The organism is Micromonospora sp. DT41 (assembly GCF_049841715.1).
In the GTDB taxonomy this organism is placed as follows: domain Bacteria; phylum Actinomycetota; class Actinomycetes; order Mycobacteriales; family Micromonosporaceae; genus Micromonospora; species Micromonospora profundi.
Genome location: NZ_JBNCKU010000007.1, coordinates 94444 through 119475 on the forward strand (window position 1 = coordinate 94444; position 25032 = coordinate 119475).

26 protein-coding genes are annotated in these 25032 nt (G+C 72.1%); 13 read left to right on the top strand and 13 right to left on the bottom strand.

The window, feature by feature from the left end; all coding sequences use genetic code 11:
* Position 1: 1 nt before the first annotated feature.
* Positions 2-1594, bottom strand: coding sequence for an alpha/beta hydrolase (locus ACLQ23_RS15385; protein ID WP_355631496.1), 1593 nt, complete (start codon positions 1592-1594; stop codon positions 2-4).
* The gene (locus tag ACLQ23_RS15390) at positions 1591-1887 is read right to left on the bottom strand and encodes a hypothetical protein (RefSeq protein ID WP_355590575.1); all 297 of its coding nucleotides are present in this window, start codon (positions 1885-1887) and stop codon (positions 1591-1593) included. Before ACLQ23_RS15390 ends, ACLQ23_RS15385 begins: the two co-directional genes overlap by 4 nt.
* Before the next feature lie 239 nt (positions 1888-2126).
* On the opposite strand from ACLQ23_RS15390, the gene ACLQ23_RS15395 reads away from it, so the two are divergent.
* From ACLQ23_RS15395 to ung, 5 genes are all read left to right on the top strand, one after another.
* Positions 2127-3599: an NAD(P)H-hydrate dehydratase gene (locus tag ACLQ23_RS15395; RefSeq protein ID WP_355631499.1), complete on the top strand. Its 1473-nt coding sequence runs from the start codon at positions 2127-2129 to the stop codon at positions 3597-3599.
* Between the two features lie 85 nt (positions 3600-3684).
* Positions 3685-4806 (top strand): alanine racemase, encoded by a 1122-nt coding sequence (gene alr, locus ACLQ23_RS15400; RefSeq protein WP_425734834.1) that lies wholly within the window; start codon positions 3685-3687, stop codon positions 4804-4806.
* A 55-nt stretch (positions 4807-4861) separates the two neighbouring features.
* The gene (locus ACLQ23_RS15405; RefSeq protein ID WP_355590584.1) at positions 4862-5962 is read left to right on the top strand and encodes an alpha/beta fold hydrolase; all 1101 of its coding nucleotides are present in this window, start codon (positions 4862-4864) and stop codon (positions 5960-5962) included.
* Complete coding sequence (gene tsaE / locus ACLQ23_RS15410; protein WP_355590587.1) at positions 5959-6441, top strand: tRNA (adenosine(37)-N6)-threonylcarbamoyltransferase complex ATPase subunit type 1 TsaE; 483 nt, start codon at positions 5959-5961, stop codon at positions 6439-6441. The genes ACLQ23_RS15405 and tsaE overlap by 4 nt, the downstream gene beginning before the upstream one ends.
* Positions 6442-6510: 69 nt before the next feature.
* On the top strand, positions 6511-7212 hold the full coding sequence (gene ung, locus ACLQ23_RS15415; protein WP_355590590.1) for a uracil-DNA glycosylase: 702 nt from the start codon (positions 6511-6513) through the stop codon (positions 7210-7212).
* Between the two features lie 87 nt (positions 7213-7299).
* Here ung and ACLQ23_RS15420 read toward each other — a convergent pair whose 3' ends face one another.
* The gene (locus tag ACLQ23_RS15420) at positions 7300-8004 is read right to left on the bottom strand and encodes a helix-turn-helix domain-containing protein (RefSeq protein ID WP_355590593.1); all 705 of its coding nucleotides are present in this window, start codon (positions 8002-8004) and stop codon (positions 7300-7302) included.
* Positions 8005-8523: 519 nt separating this feature from the next.
* On the opposite strand from ACLQ23_RS15420, the gene tsaB reads away from it, so the two are divergent.
* The 4 genes from tsaB to ACLQ23_RS15440 are packed head-to-tail and all read left to right on the top strand — an operon-like array spanning position 8524 to position 10991.
* Positions 8524-9201, top strand: a complete 678-nt coding sequence (gene tsaB, locus ACLQ23_RS15425) for a tRNA (adenosine(37)-N6)-threonylcarbamoyltransferase complex dimerization subunit type 1 TsaB (RefSeq protein WP_355590596.1) — start codon at positions 8524-8526, stop codon at positions 9199-9201.
* Entirely contained in the window at positions 9198-9683 is a 486-nt protein-coding gene (gene rimI / locus ACLQ23_RS15430; protein WP_355590599.1) for a ribosomal protein S18-alanine N-acetyltransferase, read from the top strand. The genes tsaB and rimI overlap by 4 nt, the downstream gene beginning before the upstream one ends.
* Complete coding sequence (gene tsaD, locus ACLQ23_RS15435; protein ID WP_355631505.1) at positions 9676-10722, top strand: tRNA (adenosine(37)-N6)-threonylcarbamoyltransferase complex transferase subunit TsaD; 1047 nt, start codon at positions 9676-9678, stop codon at positions 10720-10722. Before rimI ends, tsaD begins: the two co-directional genes overlap by 8 nt.
* 14 nt (positions 10723-10736) lie before the next feature.
* The gene (locus ACLQ23_RS15440; protein WP_053660576.1) at positions 10737-10991 is read left to right on the top strand and encodes a hypothetical protein; all 255 of its coding nucleotides are present in this window, start codon (positions 10737-10739) and stop codon (positions 10989-10991) included.
* Positions 10992-11021: 30 nt separating this feature from the next.
* Here ACLQ23_RS15440 and ACLQ23_RS15445 read toward each other — a convergent pair whose 3' ends face one another.
* The 8 genes from ACLQ23_RS15445 to ACLQ23_RS15480 all read right to left on the bottom strand — a co-directional run bounded on the left by ACLQ23_RS15445 (position 11022) and on the right by ACLQ23_RS15480 (position 18573).
* A complete protein-coding gene (locus tag ACLQ23_RS15445; RefSeq protein ID WP_355590605.1) occupies positions 11022-11762 on the bottom strand; it encodes a DUF4142 domain-containing protein in 741 nt (246 codons plus the stop codon).
* A gap of 124 nt (positions 11763-11886) precedes the next feature.
* Positions 11887-12195 carry a DUF1707 SHOCT-like domain-containing protein gene (locus ACLQ23_RS15450; RefSeq protein ID WP_355590607.1) on the bottom strand — a complete coding sequence of 103 codons (309 nt, stop codon included), beginning with the start codon at positions 12193-12195 and terminating at the stop codon, positions 11887-11889.
* A gap of 19 nt (positions 12196-12214) precedes the next feature.
* Positions 12215-13396: an ROK family protein gene (locus ACLQ23_RS15455; protein ID WP_355590609.1), complete on the bottom strand. Its 1182-nt coding sequence runs from the start codon at positions 13394-13396 to the stop codon at positions 12215-12217.
* Positions 13397-13420: 24 nt separating this feature from the next.
* The gene (locus tag ACLQ23_RS15460; protein WP_425880753.1) at positions 13421-14683 is read right to left on the bottom strand and encodes a sugar ABC transporter permease; all 1263 of its coding nucleotides are present in this window, start codon (positions 14681-14683) and stop codon (positions 13421-13423) included.
* Positions 14680-15504: an ATP-binding cassette domain-containing protein gene (locus tag ACLQ23_RS15465; protein WP_355590613.1), complete on the bottom strand. Its 825-nt coding sequence runs from the start codon at positions 15502-15504 to the stop codon at positions 14680-14682. The genes ACLQ23_RS15460 and ACLQ23_RS15465 overlap by 4 nt, the downstream gene beginning before the upstream one ends.
* Positions 15505-15613: 109 nt before the next feature.
* Positions 15614-16708, bottom strand: coding sequence for a sugar ABC transporter substrate-binding protein (locus tag ACLQ23_RS15470; RefSeq protein WP_355590615.1), 1095 nt, complete (start codon positions 16706-16708; stop codon positions 15614-15616).
* Between the two features lie 178 nt (positions 16709-16886).
* Entirely contained in the window at positions 16887-17366 is a 480-nt protein-coding gene (ybaK, locus tag ACLQ23_RS15475; protein WP_355629024.1) for a Cys-tRNA(Pro) deacylase, read from the bottom strand.
* 10 nt (positions 17367-17376) lie between these two features.
* The gene (locus ACLQ23_RS15480) at positions 17377-18573 is read right to left on the bottom strand and encodes a THUMP-like domain-containing protein (protein ID WP_355629021.1); all 1197 of its coding nucleotides are present in this window, start codon (positions 18571-18573) and stop codon (positions 17377-17379) included.
* A 301-nt stretch (positions 18574-18874) separates the two neighbouring features.
* On the opposite strand from ACLQ23_RS15480, the gene groES reads away from it, so the two are divergent.
* The 3 genes from groES (at position 18875) to ACLQ23_RS15495 (ending at position 22707) form a co-directional block, all read left to right on the top strand.
* Positions 18875-19189 (top strand): co-chaperone GroES, encoded by a 315-nt coding sequence (groES, locus tag ACLQ23_RS15485; RefSeq protein ID WP_030330046.1) that lies wholly within the window; start codon positions 18875-18877, stop codon positions 19187-19189.
* Positions 19190-19259: 70 nt separating this feature from the next.
* Complete coding sequence (gene groL / locus ACLQ23_RS15490; protein WP_355590620.1) at positions 19260-20900, top strand: chaperonin GroEL; 1641 nt, start codon at positions 19260-19262, stop codon at positions 20898-20900.
* 124 nt (positions 20901-21024) lie between these two features.
* On the top strand, positions 21025-22707 hold the full coding sequence (locus ACLQ23_RS15495; RefSeq protein ID WP_355629018.1) for a molybdopterin-dependent oxidoreductase: 1683 nt from the start codon (positions 21025-21027) through the stop codon (positions 22705-22707).
* A gap of 136 nt (positions 22708-22843) precedes the next feature.
* Here the strand turns inward: ACLQ23_RS15495 and ACLQ23_RS15500 are convergent, their stop codons facing one another.
* Complete coding sequence (locus ACLQ23_RS15500) at positions 22844-23227, bottom strand: WhiB family transcriptional regulator (protein WP_355590626.1); 384 nt, start codon at positions 23225-23227, stop codon at positions 22844-22846.
* A 255-nt stretch (positions 23228-23482) separates the two neighbouring features.
* Here ACLQ23_RS15500 and ACLQ23_RS15505 point away from each other — a divergent pair, with 255 nt between their 5' ends.
* The gene (locus tag ACLQ23_RS15505) at positions 23483-24301 is read left to right on the top strand and encodes a helix-turn-helix transcriptional regulator (RefSeq protein ID WP_355590629.1); all 819 of its coding nucleotides are present in this window, start codon (positions 23483-23485) and stop codon (positions 24299-24301) included.
* A gap of 170 nt (positions 24302-24471) precedes the next feature.
* Here ACLQ23_RS15505 and ACLQ23_RS15510 read toward each other — a convergent pair whose 3' ends face one another.
* A complete protein-coding gene (locus ACLQ23_RS15510; protein WP_355590632.1) occupies positions 24472-24888 on the bottom strand; it encodes a DUF5319 domain-containing protein in 417 nt (138 codons plus the stop codon).
* Between the last annotated feature and the right edge of the window lie 144 nt (positions 24889-25032).

Sequence of the window (25032 nt, forward strand, 5' to 3'; positions counted from 1 at the left end):
CTCAGCGGCCCAGCACGACCCGGGCCATCCCGTCCAGTGCGGGGTTGCCCGGGTCCCAGTAACCGGAGTGCCCGCCTCGCCCGCTGCGGAAGACCCGACCGCCGAACCCTGGATCGGCAGGGTCGTGACCGAACCACAGCTCGTGGCCGGTGCGGTCGGGCCAGCCCAGCACGGCGGCGAGTGGTGCCGCGCCGAGCAGGGCCCGCCGGCCGAACTCGTCCACCGGCTGGGCCAGGCGGATCACGTCGTCGGGGGCCTGGCTGGCCCAGACCTGACCCGGCGGTACGCCCAACTCGCCGGCGTGTGCCGCACCGACCCCGGGTGAGCCGACGAACATCAGCGCGTCGGCGGCCAACCCGTGCTCCCGGGCGGCCACACCCACCACGAGCGACCCGTAGCTGTGCCCGAGCACGGTCTGCCGGGCTGGCGGTCCCTCGTGGCTGGCGCGCAGCCCCTCCTGGAAGCGGTGCAGCGCCGGGCCTGCATCCCGGGCCTGGCCGGCCGACGCCGCCTCGTGAAGGAAATCCGGCGCGTCGTAGTCCAGCCAGAGCACCGCCGCGCTGCGCTCACCCGGGGCGAGCGCGGCGCACCGGTCGAGCACCCGCGCCGCCCGACCCAGTTCGCCGGGGGCGTCGTCCAGACCGGAGCCCGTCCCCGGCACGTACGTAAACACCCGGTCGGCTTGGTCCGGGTCGCCGAGCGCCACCACCACCCGGCCCTCGCCTGCGGGATCCAGCCCCAGCAGGTACGCCCGCGGCTCCCCGGACGCCGTCAGGCGCTCGACAAGCGCGTCCAGGCCGGCCAGGCGGGCCGCCACCGCCCGCAGCCGCACCGACGCGACAGGCCCCGGGGGCACCCGCGCCAACAGCCGCCGACGCTCGGCGAGCAACTCCGCACGTCGGGACCCGAGCAGCAGCCGGTTGGCCTGGTCCCGGGCGGCCACCGGCACCCCGTCCAGGCGGCCGACCAGGGCCGGCTCGCGCACCACCAGCCACCGTCGCTGGGCCGGGGTCAACCCGGACCACCAGGCGCGCACCAGGGCCGGCGAGGCCCCGGGAGCGGGCCGGCCGGGCGGCGGTGGGGACACCCAACCGGAACCGGCGGCCCGGGCCAGCTCGTCCAGTCGGTCGGCGGCCAGCCGGTCCGCCGCGCCGGCCCGGTCGAGGGCGTCCCGCAGCGCTGCCGTGGCCCCGGCCGCCGCGACGCCGGCCCGCTCGGTCGGCGCCACCCGGGACGGATCGGCCCGCACCGCGCCCGTCCGATCCACCACCAGACCCGCTGCGTCGGCCAGTCTGACCGCCTCGGCCAGCCGGGCCTTCGCCACCGTCAGCCGCCCGGCCAGCTCGGCCAGCACCTGATCGGCCTCGATCAGCGCGGGGGCGACCGATGCCAACTCCTCGCGGAGACCGCCGAGGCGGGCACCGGCAGCGGTGGCCGCCGCACCCGACCACCCGCTGCGCAACCGCCCGGCGGTCGCTCCCAGGCCGTCGACGCGCTGCTGCACCGGCACTGTCAACCCGGCCCAGGCCGCCCCGGCGGCCCGCCACCTGCCCGGGTCGGCGGCCCAGAGCTGCCGGTAGCCGACGCCGGTCACCGGGGCAGGCCGGTGAACCGGCCGGCGGCCCGGTCGTCCACAGTCTCGTACGCCTCAGCTGACGCCCGCACCCCACCCGAGGCCGCCGCCACCTGGGCGCCCAGCCGGCAGAACCAGGAGTGCCCGGCCGCCTCCAGCCCGGCCAACGCCGTGGCGGCCCGCCAACCGTCCGCCGGCACCAGCAGGCCGGGCACCCGGGCCAGACCCAACGCCAGCCGGTACGCCTCGTCGTCGAGCGCACCGGCCACGACGCGCAACTCCTGCGGCTGGACGGCGAACGGCTCCTCGGTCATGACCCCACCCCCGTGGACGATCGGCATCGACGCGCTGACGCTAGGCCCGGTCGGAGGGAGGCGGGGTGCCCTGTGGACAGCGGGCTGTCGGCGTACCCCCTGGGTGTCCACAGGCGTTGCCCACCGCGTGCCCGACGGCTAATCTGCGGCCCCCGCCGCCGGTAGGGTGAAGTGGTGATCGTCGGCATCGGCCCTGTGGGCCGCGCCGGCCCATTCGTGAACGGATGGAGCACGGTGACATGAGACCGGTGTGGCGGGTGGCCGACGTGCGGGCGGCCGAGGCGGGGCTGATGGGCACGCTGCCGAGCGGCACGCTTATGCAGCGCGCCGCCGCCGGGCTTGCCCGCCGGGCCGCGCTGCTGCTCGCCGAGCGGGGCGGGGTGTACGGCGGCCGGGTGCTGCTGTTTGTCGGCTCCGGCGACAACGGTGGTGACGCGCTCTACGCCGGGGAGCGGCTGGCCCGCCGGGGCGTCGAGGTGTCCGCCCTGCTGATCGCCCCCGGACGGGCGCACGCCGCGGGCCTGGCCGCGCTGCGGGCCGCCGGCGGTCGGCTGGTCCAGGGCCCGAGCGGCCCTGTCGACCTTGTCCTCGACGGCATCGTCGGCATCGGTGGTACGGGCGGGTTGCGGGCGAACGCCGCCGGGATGGTCCAGCGCCTCGACGAGCTGCGCGGCCGTGACGGAGGGCGGGCCACAGTGCTGGCCGTGGACGTGCCGAGCGGGGTGGCCGTAGACACCGGGCACGTCCCGCCGGCCGTGTCCGATCGGCCTACAGCGGTACGCGCCGACGTGACTGTGACGTTCGGTGCGCTGAAGCCCGCCCTGGTGGTCGGGCCGGCAGCCGCGCTGGCCGGGCAGGTGGAACTTGTCGACATCGGGCTGCGGCCATGGCTGCGGGGCACCCCCGCGCTGCAGGTCACCGAGTGGTCCGACGTCGTGCGGTGGTGGCCGGAGCTGGGCGCGGCGTCGGAGAAGTACACCCGGGGTGTGGTCGGGGTGGCGACCGGCTCGGCGACGTACCCGGGTGCGGCGGTGCTCTCCGTCGGCGGCGCCCTCGCGGGACCGACCGGCCTGGTCCGCTACGCCGGGGGCGCCCGGGGCGAGGTGCTGCACCAGCACCCCTCGGTGATCGCCACCGGCCGGGTCGCCGACGCCGGCCGGGTGCAGGCCTGGGTGTGCGGCTCCGGACTGGGCACCGGCGAGGACGCGGCAGCCGAGCTGCGGGCAGTCCTGGCCGCCCCGGTGCCTGTGGTGCTCGACGCCGACGCGCTTACCCTGCTTGTGGACGGCTCCCTCGCCGACCGGCTGCGCGGCCGGGACGCGCCGATCGTGGTCACCCCGCACGACCGGGAGTTCACCCGGCTCTGTGGGGAGGAGCCCGGCGCCGACCGGGTCGGTGCCGCACTGCGGCTGGCCGCCTGGATGAACGCGGTGGTCCTGCTCAAGGGGGACCGTACGGTGATCGGCACGCCGGACGGCCGGGCGTACGTCAACCCGACCGGCAGCCCGGCGTTGGCCACCGGTGGCACTGGTGATGTGCTGGCCGGACTGCTCGGCTCGTTCCTGGCGGCCGGAGTGCCGGCGGACCGGTCCGCTGCCGCAGCCGCGTACCTGCACGGGCTGGCCGGTCGGGAGGCGGCCCGGAGTGGCCCGGTGACCGCGCCCGACGTGGTGACCGGGCTGCGCCCGGTCATCGCCCAGTTGGGCAGGTAGTGACCGTTTCGGGTTGACTGTCGGGTTGACGGTCGGGCCGTGCGTCGCCGCCCGCGGTGATCAGCGCGGAAAGTAGGCTGGGTGCATGTGGCAGGCCGAGGTACGTGTCGACCTTGACGCGATCCGTGAGAACGTGAGCCGGCTCCGCTCCGGCACGACCGCCGAGGTGATGGCGGTCGTCAAGGGCGACGGGTACGGCCACGGCATGCTCCCGGCCGCCCGCGCCGCCCTGGACGCTGGCGCCGACTGGCTCGGCGTGTGCACCCTCGACGAGGCGCTCACGCTGCGCCGGGCCGGGATCACCGCACCGGTGCTGGCCTGGTTGCTCGCACCCGGGTTGCCCCTGCACGAGGGGGTAAGCGCAGGGGTGGACCTGAGCGCGGCCAGCCTGCCGCAACTGGACGAGATGATCGAGGCGAGCCGCCGCGCCGAGCGTCCGGCCAGGCTGCACCTGAAGATCGACACTGGGCTCTCCCGAGGTGGCGCCACAGTCGCCGACTGGCCGGAGATGCTGGACGCCGCCGCGAAGGCGCAGACCGACGGCCTGGTCGAGGTGGTCGGTGTGTGGAGCCACTTCGTGTACGCGGACATGCCCGGCCACCCCACCACCGACCGCCAGTTGGCCGTCTTCCACGAGGGCCTGGCCATGGTCGAGCAGGCCGGCCTGCGACCGCGCTGGCGGCACCTGGCCAACTCGGCGGCCACTCTGACCCGTCCCGACACCCACTTCGACCTGGTCCGCCCCGGGCTGGCCGTCTACGGTCTGTCTCCGGTGGCCGGCGAGACGTACGGGCTGCGGCCGGCGATGACCGCCCGCGCCCGGGTGATGCTCACCAAGCGGGTGCCCGCCGGCACCGGCGTCTCCTACGGGCACACGTACACCACGGAGGCGGACGCGAATCTGGCCCTGGTGCCTCTCGGGTACGCCGACGGGGTGCCCCGGCACGCGTCCAACACCGGGCCGGTGCAGCTTGCCGGGGCACGCCGGACCATCGCCGGGCGGGTCTGCATGGACCAGTTCGTGATCGACTGTGGTGACGACCCGGTGGTCGACGGCGACGTCGCGACGTTGTTCGGCGACGGCAGGGACGGCGCACCGACCGCCGACGACTGGGCCGAGGCGGCCGGCACGATCAACTACGAGATCGTCACGCGGTTCGGCAGCACGCGGGTGCCGCGTGTCTACGACGGCGAGCGGGCGCCGTGAGCGCGAGGAGTGAGCCGGGTTTGCGGGCCCGGCGGTCGCGGGCAACGGTGACGCCGTGAGCTATCGCATTCCTCGTCCGCGGACGGCGGCCGGTCGGGTCGCCGGCCTGCTGGGCGCGGTGGGTGTCGCCGCGGCCGGTCTGGCCGTCGGCGTCGCTACCGAACGCACCCTGGTGCGCCGGCTCAAAGCCGACCCCACTGACCGGTACGCGCACGAGACGTTCGACGAGTTGCCGTGCGACGAGGCGTTCCGACTGGAGCTACCGGACGGCACCGACATCCACGTCGAGGTGGTCGAGCCGACCCGCCCGGCGCCCGGGCATCCCACTGTGGTGCTTGTGCACGGCTTCTGCCTGGACATGGGCACATTCCACTTCCAACGCCAGATGCTCGCCGCCCGTGGCGACTACCGGATCGTCGCGTACGACCAGCCGGGTCACGGCCGGTCCGGCCGGTTGGAGACCGGGGAGTACGACCTGGCGGTGCTGGGCCGGACGCTGCGCCAGGTGATCGACCGGACCGCCCCGGACGGGCCGCTGGTGCTTGTCGGCCACTCGATGGGCGGCATGACCATCATGGCGTTCGCCGAGTTGTTCCCCGAGATGTTCGGTGACCGGGTGGTGGGCACCGTGCTGATGGCCACCTCGGGCGGTCTGATCGCGGAGACCAAGCTGGTCGCGCCGGCGCTGCTCGGCAGGGTCGGCGGCCCGGTGCTGTACATGGCAAGCAACGCCACCCGGTACGGCGGCCAGGTGATCGACAAGGCCCGCAAGTCCACGTCGAACGTGGCCTGGCTGCTCACCCGCAAGTACGGCTTCGGCACGCGTAAGCCCAGCCCTGCGCTGGTGTCCTACGTGGAGATGATGAACTCCCGGACGTCGGCCGACACGGTGACCCGCTACCTGCGCACCATCGCCACGCACTCGCGGTTCCCGGCGCTTGCCGCATTGGCGAACGTCCCGGTGCTTGTGGTCGTCGGCGACAAGGACATGATCACTCCGGTGACCCACTCGGAGGAGATCGTCCGGCGTTTGCCGCATGCCGAGTTCGTCAAGATCAAAGACAGCGGGCACGTGGTGATGCTGGAGCACGCCGACGAGGTAAACGCCGCTCTGGAGCGGTTTCTCGAGTCACTGGAGAGCGTGGAGGACCGGTGAGTCACGTCGTCAAACTGCCTACCGTCGAGGACACCCGCGAGTTCGGCCGCAGGCTGGCCGGCCTGCTGCGCGCCGGTGACCTGGTGCTGTTGACCGGGCCGCTGGGCGCCGGAAAGACGGCACTCACCCAGGGCATCGGCGCCGGGCTCGGCGTGCTGGGCGACATCACCTCGCCGACGTTCGTTATCGCCCGGGTGCACCGGCCCGACCAGGCACGGGGTGGCCAGGTGTCGTTGGTGCACGCCGACGCGTACCGCCTGGGCGACGCCAGCGACCCCCGCGCCGAGATCGACGACCTGGACCTGGACGCCTCGGTGGACGAGTCGGTCACCGTTGTGGAGTGGGGCGAGGGCCTTGTGGAACAGTTGGTCGACGCGCACCTGCGGGTCCGCATCGACCGCCGCGACGACGACACCCGGATCATCGAGCTGGACCCGGTGGGCGGCGACTGGGCACGGAGGATCGCCGACCTGGGTTAGGCCGACGGGCCGCTGTCGTACGCGGTGCCTAGAGTGCGGAGGACCGACCCGCGCTGGAAGAGGTTCCTGATGCCCGACGACGCTCCCGCCCTGGATCTGTTGGCCCTGTTGCCGGAGCCGTGGCTTTCCGTGCTCACCCCCCACCTGGATCCGGCCCGCACCACCGCGCTGGCCGAGTTCGTCACCCGGGAGTACGCGACGCACACGGTCTTCCCACCTCTGGAGGACCTGTTCTCGGCATACCGGCTCTGCCCGCCGCAGAGCACCCGCGTGCTGATCCTCGGGCAGGACCCTTACCACCGGGCCGGGCAGGCGCACGGGCTGAGCTTCAGCGTCCGGGACGGGGTTGCGGTGCCGCCGTCACTGCGCAACGTCTTCAAGGAGTTGGCCGAGGACGTCGGCGTGCCCAAGCCGAGTGGCGGCAACCTCGCCGGCTGGGCCTCGCAGGGCGTGCTGCTGCTCAACGCGGTGCTTACCGTGCGCCAGGCCACGCCGGGCTCGCACGCCAACGCCGGCTGGGAAGAGTTCACCGACGCCACCATCCGCGCACTTGACGCCTCGACGGACCGGGTGGTCTTCCTGCTCTGGGGCGGCTACGCCCGCAAAAAGGCGGCACTGGTCACCAACCCGCAGCACGTCGTGCTGGAGGCCGGTCACCCCAGCCCGATGAACCCCCGTGGCTTCCTGGGCAGCCGCCCGTTCAGCGCTGCCAACAAGGCCCTCGCCGACGCTGGCCTACCCACCATCGACTGGGAGCGCACCGCCGGTTGACCGGGCCTGCCGTCTGCTGACCGGGCCTGCCGTCTGCTGACCGCGCCTGGCGTCTGCTTACCGCGCCGCAGCTGCTGGCCGGTGGGGTCAACCCCCGCTGGCCAGCTGTCGGGCCCGATAGCGGCGCAGCAGCTCGGCGGCCCTCGGTTCGGTCAACTCCAGCTCGACCAGCGGCACCACCTGGTAACCCCGCCCGTCGTGGCGTACCTCGATCGTTGCCGGCAGCTCGTCGCACATCGTGGCCCGGATCTCGCCGTAGCGGGTCGACCAACGGTGCTCGCCCGGTTCTTCAGGATCCAGCCACACCCCGCCGAACTCACCCCAGCGGGCGTTCCACCGCTGGCCGTAGTTCGCCTCCAACCAGCCTGTGAACTGTTTCGAGTCCTGCCAGCGCAGGGCGATCTCCAGCGCGTCGACCGGCACCGGCGCGCCCTGCAACAGTGCTGCAGTGCTTCCGGTGATCACCTGCGGGAGATCGGGGAGCCGGTCGAGCAACCGACCCAGACCCAGTTCATCGATCCGCTCGGCGATCGGTCGGGCGGCCAGGTCGTCGATCCGGGCGTCGAGGTGCGCGTCGAGGGGTTCGACCCCGACGGTCAGCTGGAGGCCCATGGCCGCGAGCAGCCGCTCCAGCACGGGGATGCTCGGCGTGCGCTCGCCGCGTTCGATATGCGCCACCGCCCCCTGGGTGACCCCGGCCAGCGCTGCCAACTGTCGCTGGCTCAACTCGCGCAGGTTTCGTTGTTGCCGCACTGCGGCGCCGAGGAGGGAGACAAGGCGAGTGGGTGACATCCCGGCATGGTGGAACAAGCCGGGCGGCTTGTTCCACCGGTGCGGCGTATTCACGACTCGGCGTTGCGCCGGCCGAGGTCAGCGCCGGATCGATGACCTGCTGGTGGGCGGTGCCCTGTCCAATGAACGTGATGTCTGTGAGTCATTTTGATGACTCACAGACATCACGCTCATCGAGGGACGCCGCCCGTCGCCGTCAGGTGGGCGGGCCGCAGGTGGTGGCCGCGGCGAGTGGGGCCGATGCGGCTGCAAGGTGACGCCAGCCCGGTAGAACCGGAGCGACGGCAATGCGGCGGGGTGCCGAGGTTGCGGGCGTGGCGGGCGTGGTGGGCGTGGCGGGGCGGCGGGCCTGGCGAGGTTGCGGGCGTGGCGAGGTGGGGCGTCGTGAGGTGAGGGCGCGACGAGGTTGCGGGCGTGGCTGGGCGGGGGCGTCGCGGGATGGCGGGGGGTGGCGGGCGTGGGCAGGAGCTGACCGGGGCGGCGGTCGTGGTGGCGGTGGGGCGGCTAGGCTGGCTAACCGTGCTCGTACTCGTGGTGGACAGCTCAACCCCCGCGGTGACCGCAGCGCTGGTGGAGGTCTCGGCTGCCGGCGTGACGTCCCGTGCGCACCGGTGCACGGTCGACGCCCGCGCGCACGGTGAACTGCTCGCGCCCCAGATCGACGCGGTCCTCGCCGACGTCGACGCGCGTCCGGGTGACCTGACCGCCATCGTCGCCGGGCTCGGTCCGGGGCCGTTCACGGGGCTGCGGGTCGGGCTGGTCACCGCCGCGACGATGGGTCAGGTGCTCGGCATCCCCACGTACGGCGTCTGCTCCCTCGACGGGATCGGCCACCCGGCAGCCGTCGGCGAGCCGGTGCTGGCGGCCAGCGACGCCCGCCGGCGGGAACTGTACTGGGCCGTCTACGACGGCGCGGGCCAGCGAATCGTCGGTCCGGAGGTGTCCACGCCGGCAGTGGCCGCCGCCCGCGCCCGGGAACTGGGAGCGACTGTCGCGGTGGGCGACGGAGCACACCGGTACGCCGAGGTCCTGGAGATGCCGGTACGGGTCGAGCCCCGTTACCCGGATGCCACAGTGCTGGCGCTGCTTGCCGGCGAGCGGATCCGGGCCGGCGCGCCCGGTGAACGGCTCACCCCGCTCTACCTGCGCCGCCCGGACGCGGTGGCGGCGACCGGCCGCAAACCGGTCCTCCCGTGAGCACGACCGTCCGGCTGGACCCGTTCCGTTGGTGGCACATCGACGAGGTGCTGCCGATCGAGGCGGACCTCTTCGGCGCTGAGCAGTGGTCGCCGGCGATGTTCTGGAACGAACTGGCCAACGGGCATTACTACCGTGTCGCGGTCGACGCCGACGGCACCGTTCTCGGCTACGCAGGGCTCGCCGGAGCCCCGCCGGACGAGGTGTGGGTGCAGAACATCGCAGTCCGCCGGGACGCCCAGCGACGCGGCGTGGGACGTGCCCTGCTGGAGGACCTGCTCGCCGAGGCGGCCCGGCGCGGCGCACGCAACACCCTGCTGGAGGTCGCCGCGGACAACGTCGCCGCGCAGCGGCTCTACGCGATGTACGGCTTCGAGCCGATCGGGGTGCGGCGCGGCTACTACCAACCGAGCAACACCGACGCGCTGGTCATGCAACGCGTCGCCGAGCCGACCGGGAACGGACCACACGACAATGGCTGACGAACCGCTGATCCTGGGCATCGAGACCTCCTGCGACGAGACCGGCATCGGCATCGTGCGGGGGCACACCCTGCTTGCCGACGCGCTCGCGTCAAGCGTCGAGGAGCACGCCCGCTTCGGTGGCGTGGTGCCCGAGGTGGCCAGCCGGGCCCACCTGGAGGCCATCGTGCCGACAATGCAGCGGGCGCTTACCGAAGCCGGTGTCACCCTGGCCGACATCGACGCCATCGCGGTCACCTCCGGGCCTGGTCTCGCCGGTGCCCTGCTCGTCGGCGTCGCCGCTGCCAAGGGGTACGCGCTGGCCGCCGAGAAGCCGGTGTACGGCGTGAACCACCTCGCCGCGCACGTCGCGGTCGACACGTTGGAACACGGGCCGCTGCCGGAACCCGCCATCGCGTTGCTCGTCTCCGGCGGGCACTCGTCCCTGCTGCTCGTCGACGACCTGGCCCGTGGCGTCACCCCGCTCGGCGCCACAATCGACGACGCGGCCGGCGAGGCGTTCGACAAGGTCGCCCGGCTGCTCGGGTTGCCGTTCCCGGGCGGTCCGCCCATCGACCGGGAGGCGCGGGCCGGTGACGCCGCCTCGATCGCCTTCCCGCGGGGCCTGACCGCCGCCAAGGACCTCGCCGCCCACCGGTACGACTTCTCGTTCTCCGGGCTGAAGACCGCAGTGGCCCGTTGGGTCGAGGCTCGGCAGCGCGCCGGTGAGCCGGTGCCGGTGGCCGACGTGGCCGCGTCCTTCCAGGAGGCGGTGTGCGACGTGCTGACCAGCAAGGCGCTCGCCGCCTGCCGCGCGAACGGCATCGACACGCTGGTGATCGGCGGGGGAGTGGCGGCGAACTCCCGGCTGCGGGCGATGGCCGAGCAGCGGGCCGAGAAGTACGGCATCCGGGTCCGGGTGCCCCGGCCGAAACTGTGCACCGACAACGGGGCGATGGTGGCGGCGCTCGGTTCGCACCTGGTCGCCGCCGGGGTCGCGCCGAGCCGGCTGGACCTGCCTGCCGACTCGGCGCTGCCGCTGACAACGGTAAGCGTGTGACGGGGGCACCGGAGATGATCGTGCGGATGTGGGAGGCGCGGGCCGAGGCGTACGGTGTCGCGGACCTGATCACGTGGGTGTGCGACACGGCCTTGCCCGAGTTGGAGCACGACCCGCTGCACGTGTCCAGCGAGGTTTTCTCCTCCACCGACCACCGGGTGGTGGTGATCTCCAAGTGGCGCAGCAACCCGCGCCCACTGCCCGACCCGCCTGCCCTGCTGGTGGCCCGCGCCCCGCACTCCTGGGACTTCACCCAGGTCGACCGCTGAACGGGGCCACCAACGACGGACTGTGGACTGTCAGTTGCGGCGCAACATGCGGTAGGTGGCGATTCCGCCGGTGCCCAGCGCGGCGAGGAAGACCAGCCAGACGACAGTGCTGCTGACCCCGACCTGTGGGCCGGTGTTGGCTGCGGCGGCGGCCAGCAGCCCGTCTGAGCCCGGAGCAGGCAGGGCGGCCGGCGGCAGTTCCGGCCAGCGGACCAGGCCGGTGCTCTCCAGCATCTGCATGTGGTGCATGACAAAGCCGTTGGCGTCGTCGCAGAGCTTGCGGACCGTCGCGTCACGGGTGCTGGCCCGCACCGCGCCGATCACCGGGAAGATCTTGCCGTGGGCCACCCGGAGCCGGGTGACGAAGATCTGGTCGAACCGGGCGCCGGATGCCTTCTGCATCTCGGCCAGCCAGCCCTTCTGCTCGGCGGTCGGCTCGCTGGGGATGGTCGCGCCGAGTTTGTTCGCGGCATCCACGACGAGCTGGTCGAGCTGCTGGTGCTCGTTTGCGATGCCCGCACCGATCTCCCGGACCTTTGCCGACTGCCCCTTCTCGGCGGCCATCTGGCCGGCGGGCATCTCCCACAGCCCGGCCAGCCGCACCCCGTTGAGCAGCGTCATGTCTGCGGCGTTGAGCTGCTGCCCACCAGCGGGAGCGGCGACGGCCACCCCGGGCAGCACACCGATCCCCGCGACGATCGCGATGAGTAGCATCGCCGCCCGGTGGGTCCGGTTGCCCGGCTGGCGACGGGCGGATCTGATCGGTGCCATGTCTGGGGTGCCTCCTCGGTCCGGACCGAAACGCGTCTGGACCGGGCAGCCGTTGCCTGCCGGCTGCCCGTCCGTCCACTGGTACGGACTTTCCGCCCGATCAGTTCATCGGCGCGGGCGCGGATCAGCGGGTGATGGCGAGGAAACCACCGAGCAGCAGCAGGGTGACAGCGGCGACAGCGAAGAGCACCAGCAGCTCCCGGCGGCCGTGCCCCAGATGTTCGGTGCCGGCCGGGGTGCTGGCGCCGGCGCCAGGCAGAGCTGGCAGGTCACGGGTCAGCACGGCGAGGTCACCGAGGGTACGCGCCGTCCACACCGCACCGACCCGCTCGGAGAACTCGTCGAGCGTCAACCGGCCCGCTGTGGTGTGCCGGTGCAGCTCGGCGACCACCCGGTGGCGGTCGTCGTCGGAGGCGCGCAGCTCGACATCCACGCCGGACAGGGTACGCGCGTCAGCCCACGTCGAGGGGGTCTGCGAGGAGCCGTTCGAAGGCCAACTCGGCGGCGCCGATCAGGGGTGCGTCCTCGCCCAGCTGGGGGGTGCGCAGCCGGACGTGCTCCAGGCATGCGCCGAGCGCGTTGGAGTTGAGGCGGCTGCGGATCTGGGCTGCCGCGGCGAGGTAGAGGTCGCGCATGGTGCCGCCGAAGATGAGCATCTCGGGGTTGAAGACGTTCACCAGGTTGGCCACTCCGAAGCCGAGCCAGTCGCCGGCCTGACGTACCGCCGTCTGGGCTCGTGCGTCACCGCGGTCGGCGGCGTCGAAGACGGCCAGCAGCGCGTCGCGGCCCCGGGCGTCGGAGCGGCCGGCGGCGCGCAGCAGACCGTGCTCGCCGATCTCGGTCTCCCAGCAGCCCCGGGCGCCGCACTCGCAGGGCAGGCCGTCGCGGACCACCTTCATGTGGCCGACCTCGCCGCCGTATCCGCCGTGCCCAGTGAGCCTGCGTCCACCGGCGATGATGCCGGCGCCGACGCCGACGTCGCCGTACAGGTAGATGACGTTGTCGCAGCCGGCCGCGACGCCCCTGGTGTGTTCGGCGAACGCCGCCACGTCGGCCACGTTGCCCACCGTGATCGGTACGTCGATGCCGAGTTCGGCACCGAGCGCCGCACCGATCGGCTCGTCCACCCAGCCGGTGGTGGGACCGAGCCGGACCAGGCCGTCGTCCCGGCGGACCATGCCGCAGACGGCCACGCCGGCGCCGACGCAGATCGCGTCGGCGGGCACCGTCTGCTGCATCTCCTTGACCGCGCCGGCAAGCAGCGGCGCGGCCTCGGCGGCCAGCAGGCCGCGTGGTCGGTCCAGGTCGCGGCGCTCCAGCACCGCTCCGCCGAGCCCGACGCGGGCGGCGCGCAGCCGGTCAACCTCGACGGAGTACGCGTACGCGTACACCCGGTTGGATTCGGGCCGGACGACCAGTGACGGACGTCCGGCCCGGCCGGTCTCCTTCGGTGTGCCCTCGCTGACCAGCCCCACTGAGGTCAGGTCGGCGGTGAGTGCCCCGATGGTGCTGCGGTTCAGCCTCAGGGTGGTGGTCAGTTCAGCCCGTGTGGTCGCCCCGTGGACGTGTACGTGGCGCAGCAGAGCCCCCAGGTTCTGCCGCCGGACCTCGTCCTGGCTTGGTGCCGGGCGCATGTGGTGTCACCTCCCCCCGCGTGATCAGCGGGTGCCGGTGGCGGCTGCCCGGCGGCGGGAGAAGGCGTCGACGCTGGCGGCGAGCATGAGCACGACGCCGGTGACCACGTACTTGACTCCCGCGCTGTAACCCATGAGGCCCATTCCGTTGTCGATGACCGCGACCACCGCTCCACCGAGGACGGCGTCGAAGACCCGGCCCTTGCCACCGAAGAGGCTTGTGCCGCCGATCACCGCCGCCCCGACGGCGTAGAGCAGTACGTTACTGCCCCCGGTGTTGGGGTCGACCGAGTTGGCTCGGCTGGCAGCCACGATGCCGCCGACGGCAGCCATCGAGGAGCAGATGACGAATACCGAGATCCGGATGCGGTCCACCTCGATGCCGGCGCGTCGGGCGGCTTCCCGGTTGCCGCCCACAGCGTAGATGTGGCGGCCGTAGCTGGTGCGCTGGAGCACGAAGGTCCAGATGATGAGCAGTACCGCGATGACCGGTACGACGATCGGCACGCCCTTGAGGGAGACGACCAGCACGTTGCGGCTGCGCTCCAGGTTGAGGATGAAGACCGCCGTGCCGAGCAGGACGGCGAGCCCGACGATCCGGGCGGCCACGACGGCCAGCGGATCGGTGATCAGGCCCCGGGCGATCCGGTTGCGGTGCCTCAGCAGTTGCACGGCCGCGTAACCGGCGACCGCGACGATGGTGAGCACCCAGCCCAGGACGGGGCCGAGGTTGCGGTTGGCGATGGCGACAAGCACGTCGTCGCGTACGGAGATGTTCGTGCCTTCCTTCATGAGCATCAGCACGATGCCCTGGAAGGCGAGGAAGCCGGCGAGGGTGACCACGAAGGACGGAATGCCGATCTTCGCGACGAGCAGGCCGAGGGCGGTGCCGATGACGACGCCGGTGGCGACAGCGGCGAGCACGGCGACCCACCAGGGGTAGCCGAGCACTGTGACCACATTGGCGAGTACGGCCGCGCAGACGCCGCTGGCGAAGCCGGCGGAGAGGTCGATCTCGCCGAGCAGCAGCACGAAGACCAGGCCCATCGCGATGAGCGTGACCGCCGCGCCCTGGGTGAAGAGGTTGGCGAAGTTACCGGCCGACAGGAACGACGACGGCCGCATGACCGCGAAGACGGTGCAGAGCACGATCAGGCCCAGCACCGCGGGCAGCGCGCCGACGTCGCCGCCGCGTACCCGACTCAGGTAGGTGCGGGCGTGGCTCCCGACGGTCGGCGGCGGTGTGACGGCCGCTGTGCCGTCCTTCCGCACGGCGGTGGTGGTCATCGGTCGCCTCCTGAGGTCGAGTCGGCCAGCTGGTTGCCGTTGCCGTTGCCGCCCGTACCCGGGTCGGTGGCGAGGCCGAGCCCGCCCGAGCGCCCTGCGGTGATCAGCTCGACCACCTGGGAATGAGTGATGTCGGTGGTCTTCACCTGGGCGACCATCTGGCCGAGGTACAGCGCGGCGATGCGGTCGGAGACGGCGAAGACGTCGTTCATGTTGTGCGAGATGAGCACCACGGCGAGGCCGTTGTCGGCGAGCCGGCGGACCAGTTCGAGCACCTGGGCGGTCTGCGCGACGCCGAGCGCCGCGGTCGGCTCGTCCAGGATGACAAGCTTGCTGTTCCACAGCACCGCCTTGGCGATGGCCACGGTCTGTCGCTGGCCGCCGGAGAGGCTGGAGACGTGCTGGCGCAGCGAGGTGACGGTGCGCACGGAGAGCCCGGCGAGTGTCTCAGCGGCGAGCTGTTCCATCGTCGGCTCGTCCAGGACGATGCCGCGGCGCTTCTCCCGGCCGAGGAACATGTTCTGCACGATGTCGAGGTTGTCGCAGAGCGCGAGGTCCTGGTAGACGACCTCGATGCCGAGGGCCGCAGCGTCGCGCGGGTTGCTGATGTTCACCTGTTCGCCGTTGAACAGGACCTCGCCGGCGTCGATGGGGTGAATGCCGCTGATGCACTTGACCAGTGTCGACTTGCCGGCGCCGTTGTCACCGACCAGCGCGGTCACTTCGCCTGGGTGGACGGTGAAGGCGACATCGCGGAGCACCTGTACGGGACCGAAGCTCTTGTCGATCCCGCGTAGTTCCAGCAGGGGGGTCGCGGACACGGGGGTCTCCTTAGGAGGGTCGGGGCCTGGCCGGCGGGCGCCGCCCGGCACGGGAGGGTGCTCCCGTGCCGGGCGGCGGGTGTCGTCCCGGCGGGTACTGCGTCGTCGGTCAGCTGATGCCGGCGTCGGCGCAGAGCTTGGCGTACGTCCCGGCGCAGACCTCTTCCTTGGTCACGTACCCGTCGGCGATGACGTCCTTGACGTTCTCCTTGTAGATGGCCTTCGGGGTGAGCAGCACCGAGGGGACGTCGCGGCCGCCTTCGGGGTCCTTCACCGTCTGGCCGGTGTCCTTCTTCTCGCCCTTGGCCAGTGCGATGGCCAGGTCGGAGGCGGCCTTGGCCTCTTCCCGGACGGCCTTGTAGACGGTCATGCACTGGTCGCCGGTGAGGATGTTCTGCAGGCCCTCGGTGCTGGCGTCCTGCCCGGTCACCGGCACCTTGCCGTTGAGCTTGTTCTTCTTCAGCACGGAGATGGCGGCGTTGCCGAGGCCGTCGTTGGCGGCCAGCACGCCGTCGATCTTGCCGTTGGCCTTGGTGAGCTGCTGCTCGAAGATCGTCGTCGCCTGCGCGTTGTCCCAGGCCGGTACGGCGTCCTCGGGGCCCTTGACGTATTCCTTGGAGTCGAACTTCGGCTTGAGCACCGAGTCGTAGCCGTTCTTGAACAGGGTGGCGTTGTTGTCGGTGGGGGAGCCGTTCAGGTACGACACGACCGGGTTCTTGACGCCCTGGGTGGTCAGGCACTTGGCCAGGCCCTCGCCCTGGAGCTTGCCGACGGTCTCGTTGTCGAAGCTGACGTAGTACTGGGCCGAGCCGCCCAGGGTGAGCCGGTCGTAGTCGATGGTGGCGACGCCCTGCGACTTGGCCTTGTCGAGCACGGCCTTACCGGTGCCGGAGTCCAGGTTGACGATCATCAGGACGGTGACGCCACTGGTGATCATCTGGTCGGCGATGGTCTGGAAGGCGGACTTGTCGTTCTGCGCGTTCTGGATGTCGTACTGGACGCCGGCGGCCTCGAACGCTTCCTTGAGGAACTTGCGGTCCGCGGTCTCCCAGCGGACGGAGGACTTGCTGTCCGGGAGGATCACGCCGATCTTGGGAGTCTTGGCGGAGCTGGCCTGGCCGCCGGAGTCGTCGTCGCCACAGGCGGTCAAGCCGCCGGTCGCGAGCAGGCCCACGGCGGCGATGGTGAGGATCCCCTTACGCATGTGCAGGGTCCTTTCGGAAGGTGGGGGAGGTGTAGTTTGTTGTGCCCGGCAACGTATTGCGCGGCGCGCCGAGTCCACAAGACCGCGTAGGTGCAGAGTTTGTTGATAGCGATAACAATTCAGCAACGCGACTGTTACTCATCGCTCATCCACCGGACGTCGACCGTCATGAAAGCCCTCAGTGGGCTTGCAACGCCGCGGTGCGGGCCTCGGTCAGAGCCACCAGGTCAGCCGCCGCCAGCTCCAGTTGCAGACCGCGCCTACCAGCGGAGACGTAGATCGTCGGCAGGTCCAGTGCGGACTCGTCAAGCACTGTGGGCAGGCGCCGACGCTGCCCGAGCGGGCTGATGCCACCCCGTACGTAGCCGGTGGCCCGCTCAGCGACCGCCCGGTCGGCGAGCGTCGCCCGCTTGCCGCCGGCCGCCGCCGCGAGGGCCTTGAGGTCCAGTTCTCCGGTGACCGGAACGACTGCCACCGTGAGCGCGCCGTCGACCTCGGTCACCAACGACTTGAACACCCGCTCCGGTGCCACACCGAGCGCCGCCGCCACCAGCGCGCCGTAGTTCGGCGCGTCCGGAGACACCCGGTACGGATGGATGCGATGCGCGACGCCATGCTTTACCAGCAGTGCCGTCGCCGGAGTGCCCTGTCCCGCCACGCCTGAGAACCTAGTCGACAGGCCGGCAGACGAGCACTGTCGGCGACCCGGCGACCCGGGTCAGCACCAGGCTCGCCGCCTGGTCGCCGGCCAGCCGCAGGTCCTTGCGGAGCTGCTCCGGGGTGAGCGCCGAGCCCCGCTTGAGGATCTCCACCCGCCCCACCCCGCGGTCGCGCAGCAGTGCCCGCAGGCGCTTGAGCGAGAACGGCAGCACGTCGGTGACCTCCAGGCAGCGCGCGTACGGGGTGCGGGTCGGCTGGTCGGCGTAGAGGTAGGCGATGCTCGGATCGCCGAGGGTGGCGTCCAGCTCACCGGCCAGCTCGGCGACGAGGTGCGCGCGTACCACCGCCGCGTCCGGGTCGTACAGGTAGCGGCGTGGCGGCCCGACCGGGGCCTCGACGGCACCCGAGCCGGTGAGTTCGTGGCGGCGGTACCCGGCGCCCTCCTGCCGGTGGACTGTGGCGCGGCGGGGCTCCCGGGCCAGTTCGCCGCACCAGAGCGCGGCCTCGACGAGGTCACCGTCCACGCTCACCCACTCCGCCTCGGCTCCGGGCGGGATGAGCGCGTGGTCCAACCCCGGTGCCACCTTCACCACAGTGCGGGGCACCCGTTCGGCAAGCCCTGTCACGAAGTCCCACGGTGGTGAGTAGGCGCGCGGGTCGAAGATCCGCCGGCCGGTGCCGGCCCGACGTCGGGCCGGGTCGCAGAAGACGCCGTCGACCCGGGAGACGTCGAATGCTGTGGCGTCGCCGCACTCGACCGTGAAGCGCTCGGCCAGCCCTGCCGCTGCGGCGTTGGCGGCTGCCATCTCGGCGGTCACCGGGTCGGCTTCCACCCCGTACACCCGGATGCCGGCGCGGGCGGCGGCGAGCGCGTCGGCGCCGAGGCCGCAGCCCAGGTCGGCAAGCGCGCGGACGCCGGCCGCGTGCAGCCGTTCGGCGCGGCGGTCCGCGACGACCCGGCGGGTGGCCTGCTCCAGCCCGGCGCGGGTGAGGAACATCCCGGCGGCGGCCGGGCCGAACTTGCCGACCGCCCGGTGGCGCAGCTCCGCCTGGGTGAGCGCCGCCGCGGCGAGCGCGGGTGGCACCCCTGCCGATCGTAGGGCCGACGCCGCCGCCAGCGGGTCGCCGCCGGCCAGCCCGGCCGCCGCCGCGAGCGCGGCCGACCCCTCGGGGGTACGCAGCGCGGCCAGCTGATCGAGATCCACCCGAGCATTGTCCCGACCAGCGGCAGGGGCGGCCGGTCCGGGTTGATTACCGACGTCGGCTCGCCGAGATTGTGGCGACACGACAGGCCGCGCGTTGGCACTCTCCTTGACGGAGTGCCAGCCACGGAATAACCTGCGATTAGCACTCTCACCCCGAGGGTGCCAGCTTCCGGGTCTCGCGACCCGGGTGCGCAACGCCAGGCGGACCGGCACCCGCGACGACGGCCCCGCCCGGTGGCATGTGGCAAATGACGCTGGTCGGCCCCGCCGACCGGTAACGAATCCAGTACCCCAGGAGGGTATGCCCGTGACTACCGCGACCAAGGTTGCGATCAAGCCGCTCGAGGACCGCATCGTGGTCCAGGCGAACGAGGCTGAGACCACCACGGCGTCGGGCATCGTGATCCCCGACACCGCCAAGGAGAAGCCGCAGGAGGGCACCGTCCTCGCTGTGGGCCCGGGGCGCGTCGACGACAACGGCAACCGGGTTCCGGTTGACGTGCAGGTCGGCGACACCGTCCTCTACTCGAAGTACGGCGGCACCGAGGTCAAGTACGCCGGCGAAGAGTACCTGGTGCTCTCCGCCCGCGACGTCCTCGCGGTCATCGAGAAGTAAGCAACCGATCAGTGTCGTTGCCCCGGTCCGGCTCGCCGGGCCGGGGCAACGTCGCTTCGAAGGGACATTCATGGCGAAGATCCTGAGCTTCTCGGACGACGCCCGACACCTGCTGGAGCACGGTGTCAACGCCCTCGCTGACGCGGTCAAGGTCACCCTCGGCCCGCGCGGGCGCAACGTCGTCCTGGACAAGAAATTTGGTGCGCCGACGATCACCAACGATGGTGTGACCATCGCCAAGGAGATCGAGCTCACCAACCCCTACGAGAACCTCGGCGCGCAGCTGGTCAAGGAGGTGGCGACCAAGACCAACGACGTCGCCGGCGACGGGACCACCACCGCGACCGTGCTGGCGCAGGCGATGGTCCGTGAGGGCCTGCGCAACGTGACCGCCGGCACCAACCCGGCCGGCCTCAAGCGGGGCGTCGACGCGGCGGCCACCAAGATCTCCGAGGCGCTGCTCGGCCGTGCCGTCGAGGTCGCCGACCAGAAGGCGATCGCGAACGTCGCCACGATCTCCGCGCAGGACTCCACGATCGGCGAGCTCATCGCCGAGGCGATGGAGCGGGTCGGCCGCGACGGCGTCATCACCGTCGAAGAGGGCTCGATGCTCACCACCGAGCTGGAGGTGACCGAGGGTCTCCAGTTCGACAAGGGCTTCATCTCGCCCAACTTCGTCACCGACCTGGAGGGCCAGGAGTCCGTCCTCGAGGACGCCTACATCCTGGTCACCACGCAGAAGATCTCCGCGATCGAGGAGCTGCTGCCGCTGCTGGAGAAGGTCCTCCAGAACAGCAAGCCGCTGCTGATCATCGCCGAGGACGTGGAGGGCCAGGCGCTCTCCACCCTCGTGGTCAACTCGCTGCGCAAGACCCTCAAGGTCTGCGCTGTGAAGGCCCCGGGCTTCGGTGACCGGCGCAAGGCGCTGCTCCAGGACATCGCCATCTCCACCGGCGCCGAACTGGTCGCCCCGGAGCTGGGCTACAAGATCGACCAGGTTGGCCTTGAGGTGCTGGGCACCGCTCGGCGCGTGGTGGTCGACAAGGAGAACACCACGATCGTCGACGGCGGCGGCCAGAAGGCCGACGTCGAGGACCGGGTGTCCCAGATCCGCAAGGAGATCGAGGCCTCCGACTCCGACTGGGACCGGGAGAAGCTGGCCGAGCGGCTCGCGAAGCTCTCCGGCGGCGTGGCCGTGATCAAGGTGGGCGCGGCGACCGAGGTCGAGATGAAGGAGCGCAAGCACCGCATCGAGGACGCCATCGCGGCGACCAAGGCTGCGGTCGAGGAGGGCACCGTGCCCGGCGGCGGCGCCGCCCTGGTGCAGATCCTCCCGGTGCTCGACGACGACCTGGGCTTCACCGGTGACGAGAAGGTCGGCGTCTCGATCGTGCGCAAGGCGCTCGTCGAGCCGCTGCGCTGGATCGCTCAGAACGCCGGCCACGACGGCTACGTCGTGACCCAGAAGGTCGCCGAGATGAAGTGGGGCCACGGCCTCGACGCCGCCACCGGCGAGTACGGCGACCTGGTCAAGGCCGGCATCATCGACCCGGTGAAGGTGACCCGCAACGCGGTCACCAACGCCGCCTCGATCGCCGGCCTGCTGCTCACCACGGAGAGCCTCGTGGTGGACAAGCCGGAGCAGGCCGAGCCGGCCGCCGCCGGTGGGCACGGCCACGGCCACGGTCACCAGCACGGCCCGGGCTTCTGACCCGATAGCGTCACCCTTTCCGGGGCACACCGTCCACGACGGTGTGCCCCGGCTTGTTCCCGAGATATCCATCGAGGGCCGCCACGGTTGGCAGCCCGGCGAGTCGACCGCGCACACTGGGTCGATGAGCACGACGTCACGGCGGTACGCCGCGCTGGCCGGAGTCACCGCCGCCGCCGTCGCCATCGGAGTCGCCGAACCGGTGGCCGTCCTGACCGGCCCTCGGTCGGCGCCGCTGGTAGCGGTCGGCGGGGTGGTCGTCGACGCCGTTCCCGAGCCGCTGAAGCAATTCGCCATCGACGTCTTCGGCACCGCCGACAAGATCGCCCTGCTGGTCGGCACGGCAGTGCTGCTGGGCGGGTTCGCCGCGCTGATCGGGGTGCTCGCGGCACGCCGACTGGCCGTCGGTCTGGCCGGCATCGGCGCGCTGGGCGCCGTGGGGGTTGCCGCCGCTCTGACCCGTCCCGGCGCGGACCTCGCCGACGCCCTGCCATCGCTCGTCGGCGGTGGGCTCGGAGCGCTGGTGCTCTGGCTGTTCATCGCCGGCCCGTTCGAGATGGACCCCTGGCCCTGGACGCCACCCACGCCACCCGAGCCGACCACGAGCGGTCCGGCACCAGGGCTGCCGACCGCCTCGTCGGCCAACGAAGACCTGCACGCACCGGCAGCTCCGACCGCCTCGCCGCCTTCGGGTGGGTCTCCGAACCCGGTGGGGTCGGAACGGCAGGAGGGGGTCGACCCGGAGTCGCGGCGGCGGTTCCTCACCGGCACCGGGGTTCTGCTCGGCACGGCCGCGGTGGCCGGTCTGGGCGGGCGCTGGCTGGCCGGGCGGCGTGGGGTGTCGGCCGCCCGGGACGCGATCCGCCTGCCCGCGCCTGCCGTACCCGCGGCGGCGGTGCCGGCGGGGGCGGACCTCTCGCTGGCGCAGCTCGCGCCGTACGTGACCCCGAACTTCGGCTTCTACCGCATCGACACCGCGCTCGTGGTGCCGCAGGTGGACCCGGACACGTGGCGGCTGCGCATCCACGGGCGGGTCGGCAACGAGCGCACCTACACCTACGCCGACCTGCTGGCCCGGCCGCTGGTCGAGCGCTACGTGACGCTTGCCTGCGTCTCCAACGAGGTGGGTGGCGACCTGATCGGCAACGCCCGCTGGCTTGGCGTACCCCTGCGGGAGTTGCTCGACGAGGTCGAGCCGGACGACGACGCCGACCAGGTCGTCGGTCGGTCGGTCGACGGCTGGACCTGCGGCACCCCCACGGCGGCTCTGCGCGACGGGCGCGACGCGCTGCTGGCCATCGGCATGAACGGGGAGCCCTTGCCTGTCGATCACGGCTTCCCGGCCCGAATGGTGGTGCCGGGCCTGTACGGCTACGTGTCGGCGTGCAAGTGGGTCACCGAGTTGGAGCTGACCCGGTTCGCGGACTTCGACGCGTACTGGGTGCCGCGCGGCTGGTCCGTCGAGGGGCCGATCAAGACCCAGTCGCGGATCGACGCGCCCCGCAGGCGCAACCGGCTGACCGCAGGGCCGGTCACCGTCGCAGGGGTGGCCTGGGCGCAGCACCGGGGCATCCGCAGGGTCGAGGTGCGCGTCGACGACGGCGAGTGGCAGGAGGCGGAGTTGGCGCCGACGGTGTCGGTGGACACCTGGGTGCAGTGGTCCTGGCGCTGGGACGCCACGCCGGGCGAGCATCGGCTCCAGGTCCGGGCCACCGACGCGACAGGCGAGACCCAGACCGAGCGTACGCAGGGTGTCGTCCCGGACGGTGCCACCGGCTGGCACACGGTCCCCGTCCTGGTCCGCTGAGCACCCAACCACGCAGATCTTGGACAGTTACCGTTCCGCGCGAACGGTAACTGTCCAAGATCTGCGGGCCACAACGCGCGAACCGCGCCCCCGTTGTGGGGGCGCGGTTCGCATGTTGGTCTGGGGAGTGTGGGTGTCAGGCGACGTTGCGCTGGGACGGAAGAGTCGACCTGTGCGTGCTGCCGAGTCGGGCCTCCAGCCGTGAGACGTCGACCCGGGCGTGCCGGCGGTCCGCGACGTCCTCCCAGCCGAGGGCGAGCAGCCGCAGCCGCTCCGACTCGCTGAAGCCGCCCCACACGCCGTACGGCTCACGGACCGACAGCGCGTGCGCCGCGCATTCGGCGCGGACGGGGCATGCGCGGCAGACCGCCTTGGCGGACGACTCCCGACGCAGCCGGGATGAGCCCCGCTCGCCGTCGGGGTGGAAGAACTGGGCGCTGTCGCGGCCTCGGCAGGCACCGAGCCGCTGCCAGTCCCAGAGGTCGACGATGGGTCCGGGCAGTCTACGTACGTTCGACATCAGCACCCCTCCTCCCGCGCGGCACCGCGAGATCCTTGTGGCCGGCTTCCGGGCGGCGGGCCGCGCAGGCGCACCGTTCCCGGCCTGGCCCCTCCGGTACCCCAGTCGTTGCCGACTCACACACCTGTGATCGAAAACGCTTGGCAACTCAGGGCTTTTGCCCTAGTTGTCGGAAAAGTTCAGATGATTGCCCGGAACCTCCTCCGGGGCCGACCTCGTCATGGTCTGCTCGTGTGCGGAGAGGAGACCACCACAGTGCGTACTGTTCTTGTGTGCGTTCGGACACCGCTCGCGGCCCAGCACCTGACATCCGCTGCCGCGCGGCTGGGGTTGTCCGCGATCGTCCGTACCGCCGTCTCCGATCCCGAGGTGATGCTCCGGCTCGCCGAACGGCCGGTCGACGTGGTGCTCGCCGACACGGCCCTCACCCGGCCGGACAGCGCGGGCTTCGTCCGCCGGGTGCTCGCCCGCGCGCCGCAGGCCGCCGTCCTGCTGCTCGGCACCGAGGAACCCGAGGCCGCGGCGGCCACCATCAGCGCCGGCGCGCGGGGCCTGATCCAGAACGTCGACCATGACCTGACCAGCGCGGTGGCCAAGGCCCTGCTGCTGCTCACCGTGCCCGGCCGGGCCTCCCGGCAGCGGGTCACCGACCCGGCCCGGGACACCGCGTCGGTCGGCGGATCGGGCCGCTCGGTGCCATCCCTGCGGGGCTCCGCCGAGCCGGGCTGGACCGCCGTGGCGGGTGAGGGCTCTGCCGGCATGCCGTCAGTGCCCGTGCAGCGGGGCGAGGACGAGGTCGACCCGGCCACCGACGAGCAGGCGACCGGCCAGAACGACGCCGCCCGACCGGCCACGAACACCCGACCCACCCGGGCGTCCATCGGTCTCACCGAGCGGGAGTTGCAGGTCCTGCTCGGCATGGCCGAGGGCAAGAGCAACGCGGAGATCGGCCGGGAGCTGTTCGTGTCCGAGGACACTGTCAAGACCCACGCCCGGCGGCTGTTCCGCAAGCTCGGTGCCCGGGACCGGGCACACGCGGTGGCCGCCGGCTTCCGCGCCGGCCTAGTCGCCTGACGGCGCGAGCAGGCCGGGCAGTCCCGTGACGGCGTGAACGGGCTAAGCACTCACCCGGCGGCGGGAACAGGCCAGCCTCGTCGCCCGACGGCGCGAGCGGGCCGGGCCGTCTCGCCTGAGGCCGTGAGTAGGCCGGGCAGTCGCGTGACGGTGGGAACAGGCTGCGGCAGTCAGGCGGTCGTCGGGGTGCCCGGCTCGTCCTCGGTGCCCTCGGTCAGGGTGTCGTGCACCCCGTCGGCGTACCCACGGGCGTAATCCCAGGTCACGTAGTGGTCCGGGTCGGGGTCGTAGGCCGGCTCGTGCACGCGCGGACGCCCCGAGTTGAGCAGGTGCCGCAGGTTGCCCCGCAGCAGGTCCCAGTCGAAGTAGTGCGGCTCCCGGCAGTCCTCGCACTCGATCACCAGCCCGCGCACCCCGATCGGTGCCAGCAGAGCCTGGTAGATCTCCAGGTCGGCGAGGTCTTCGAGCACGTCCTGCCGCTCGACGTCGGTAAGCGGGTCCGGCGTCGCGTCGTCGCCCGGATCGTCAAGCCCCGCAGTCGGGTCGGCCGGGTCGCCGTTGAACGGGTCGATGGGCTCGTCGTGCACCCCCTCACCGTAGACCCAACGCGGCGTGAACGTCCGCCCCCCGGCACCGCGCCGGGAGTGCCGCCACCGCCGGAGGTCGCCCAGCTCACTGGGTACGATGGGACGACCGGCCGGCACCGCGGCGTGTCCCTGTGTCCGCCCGCG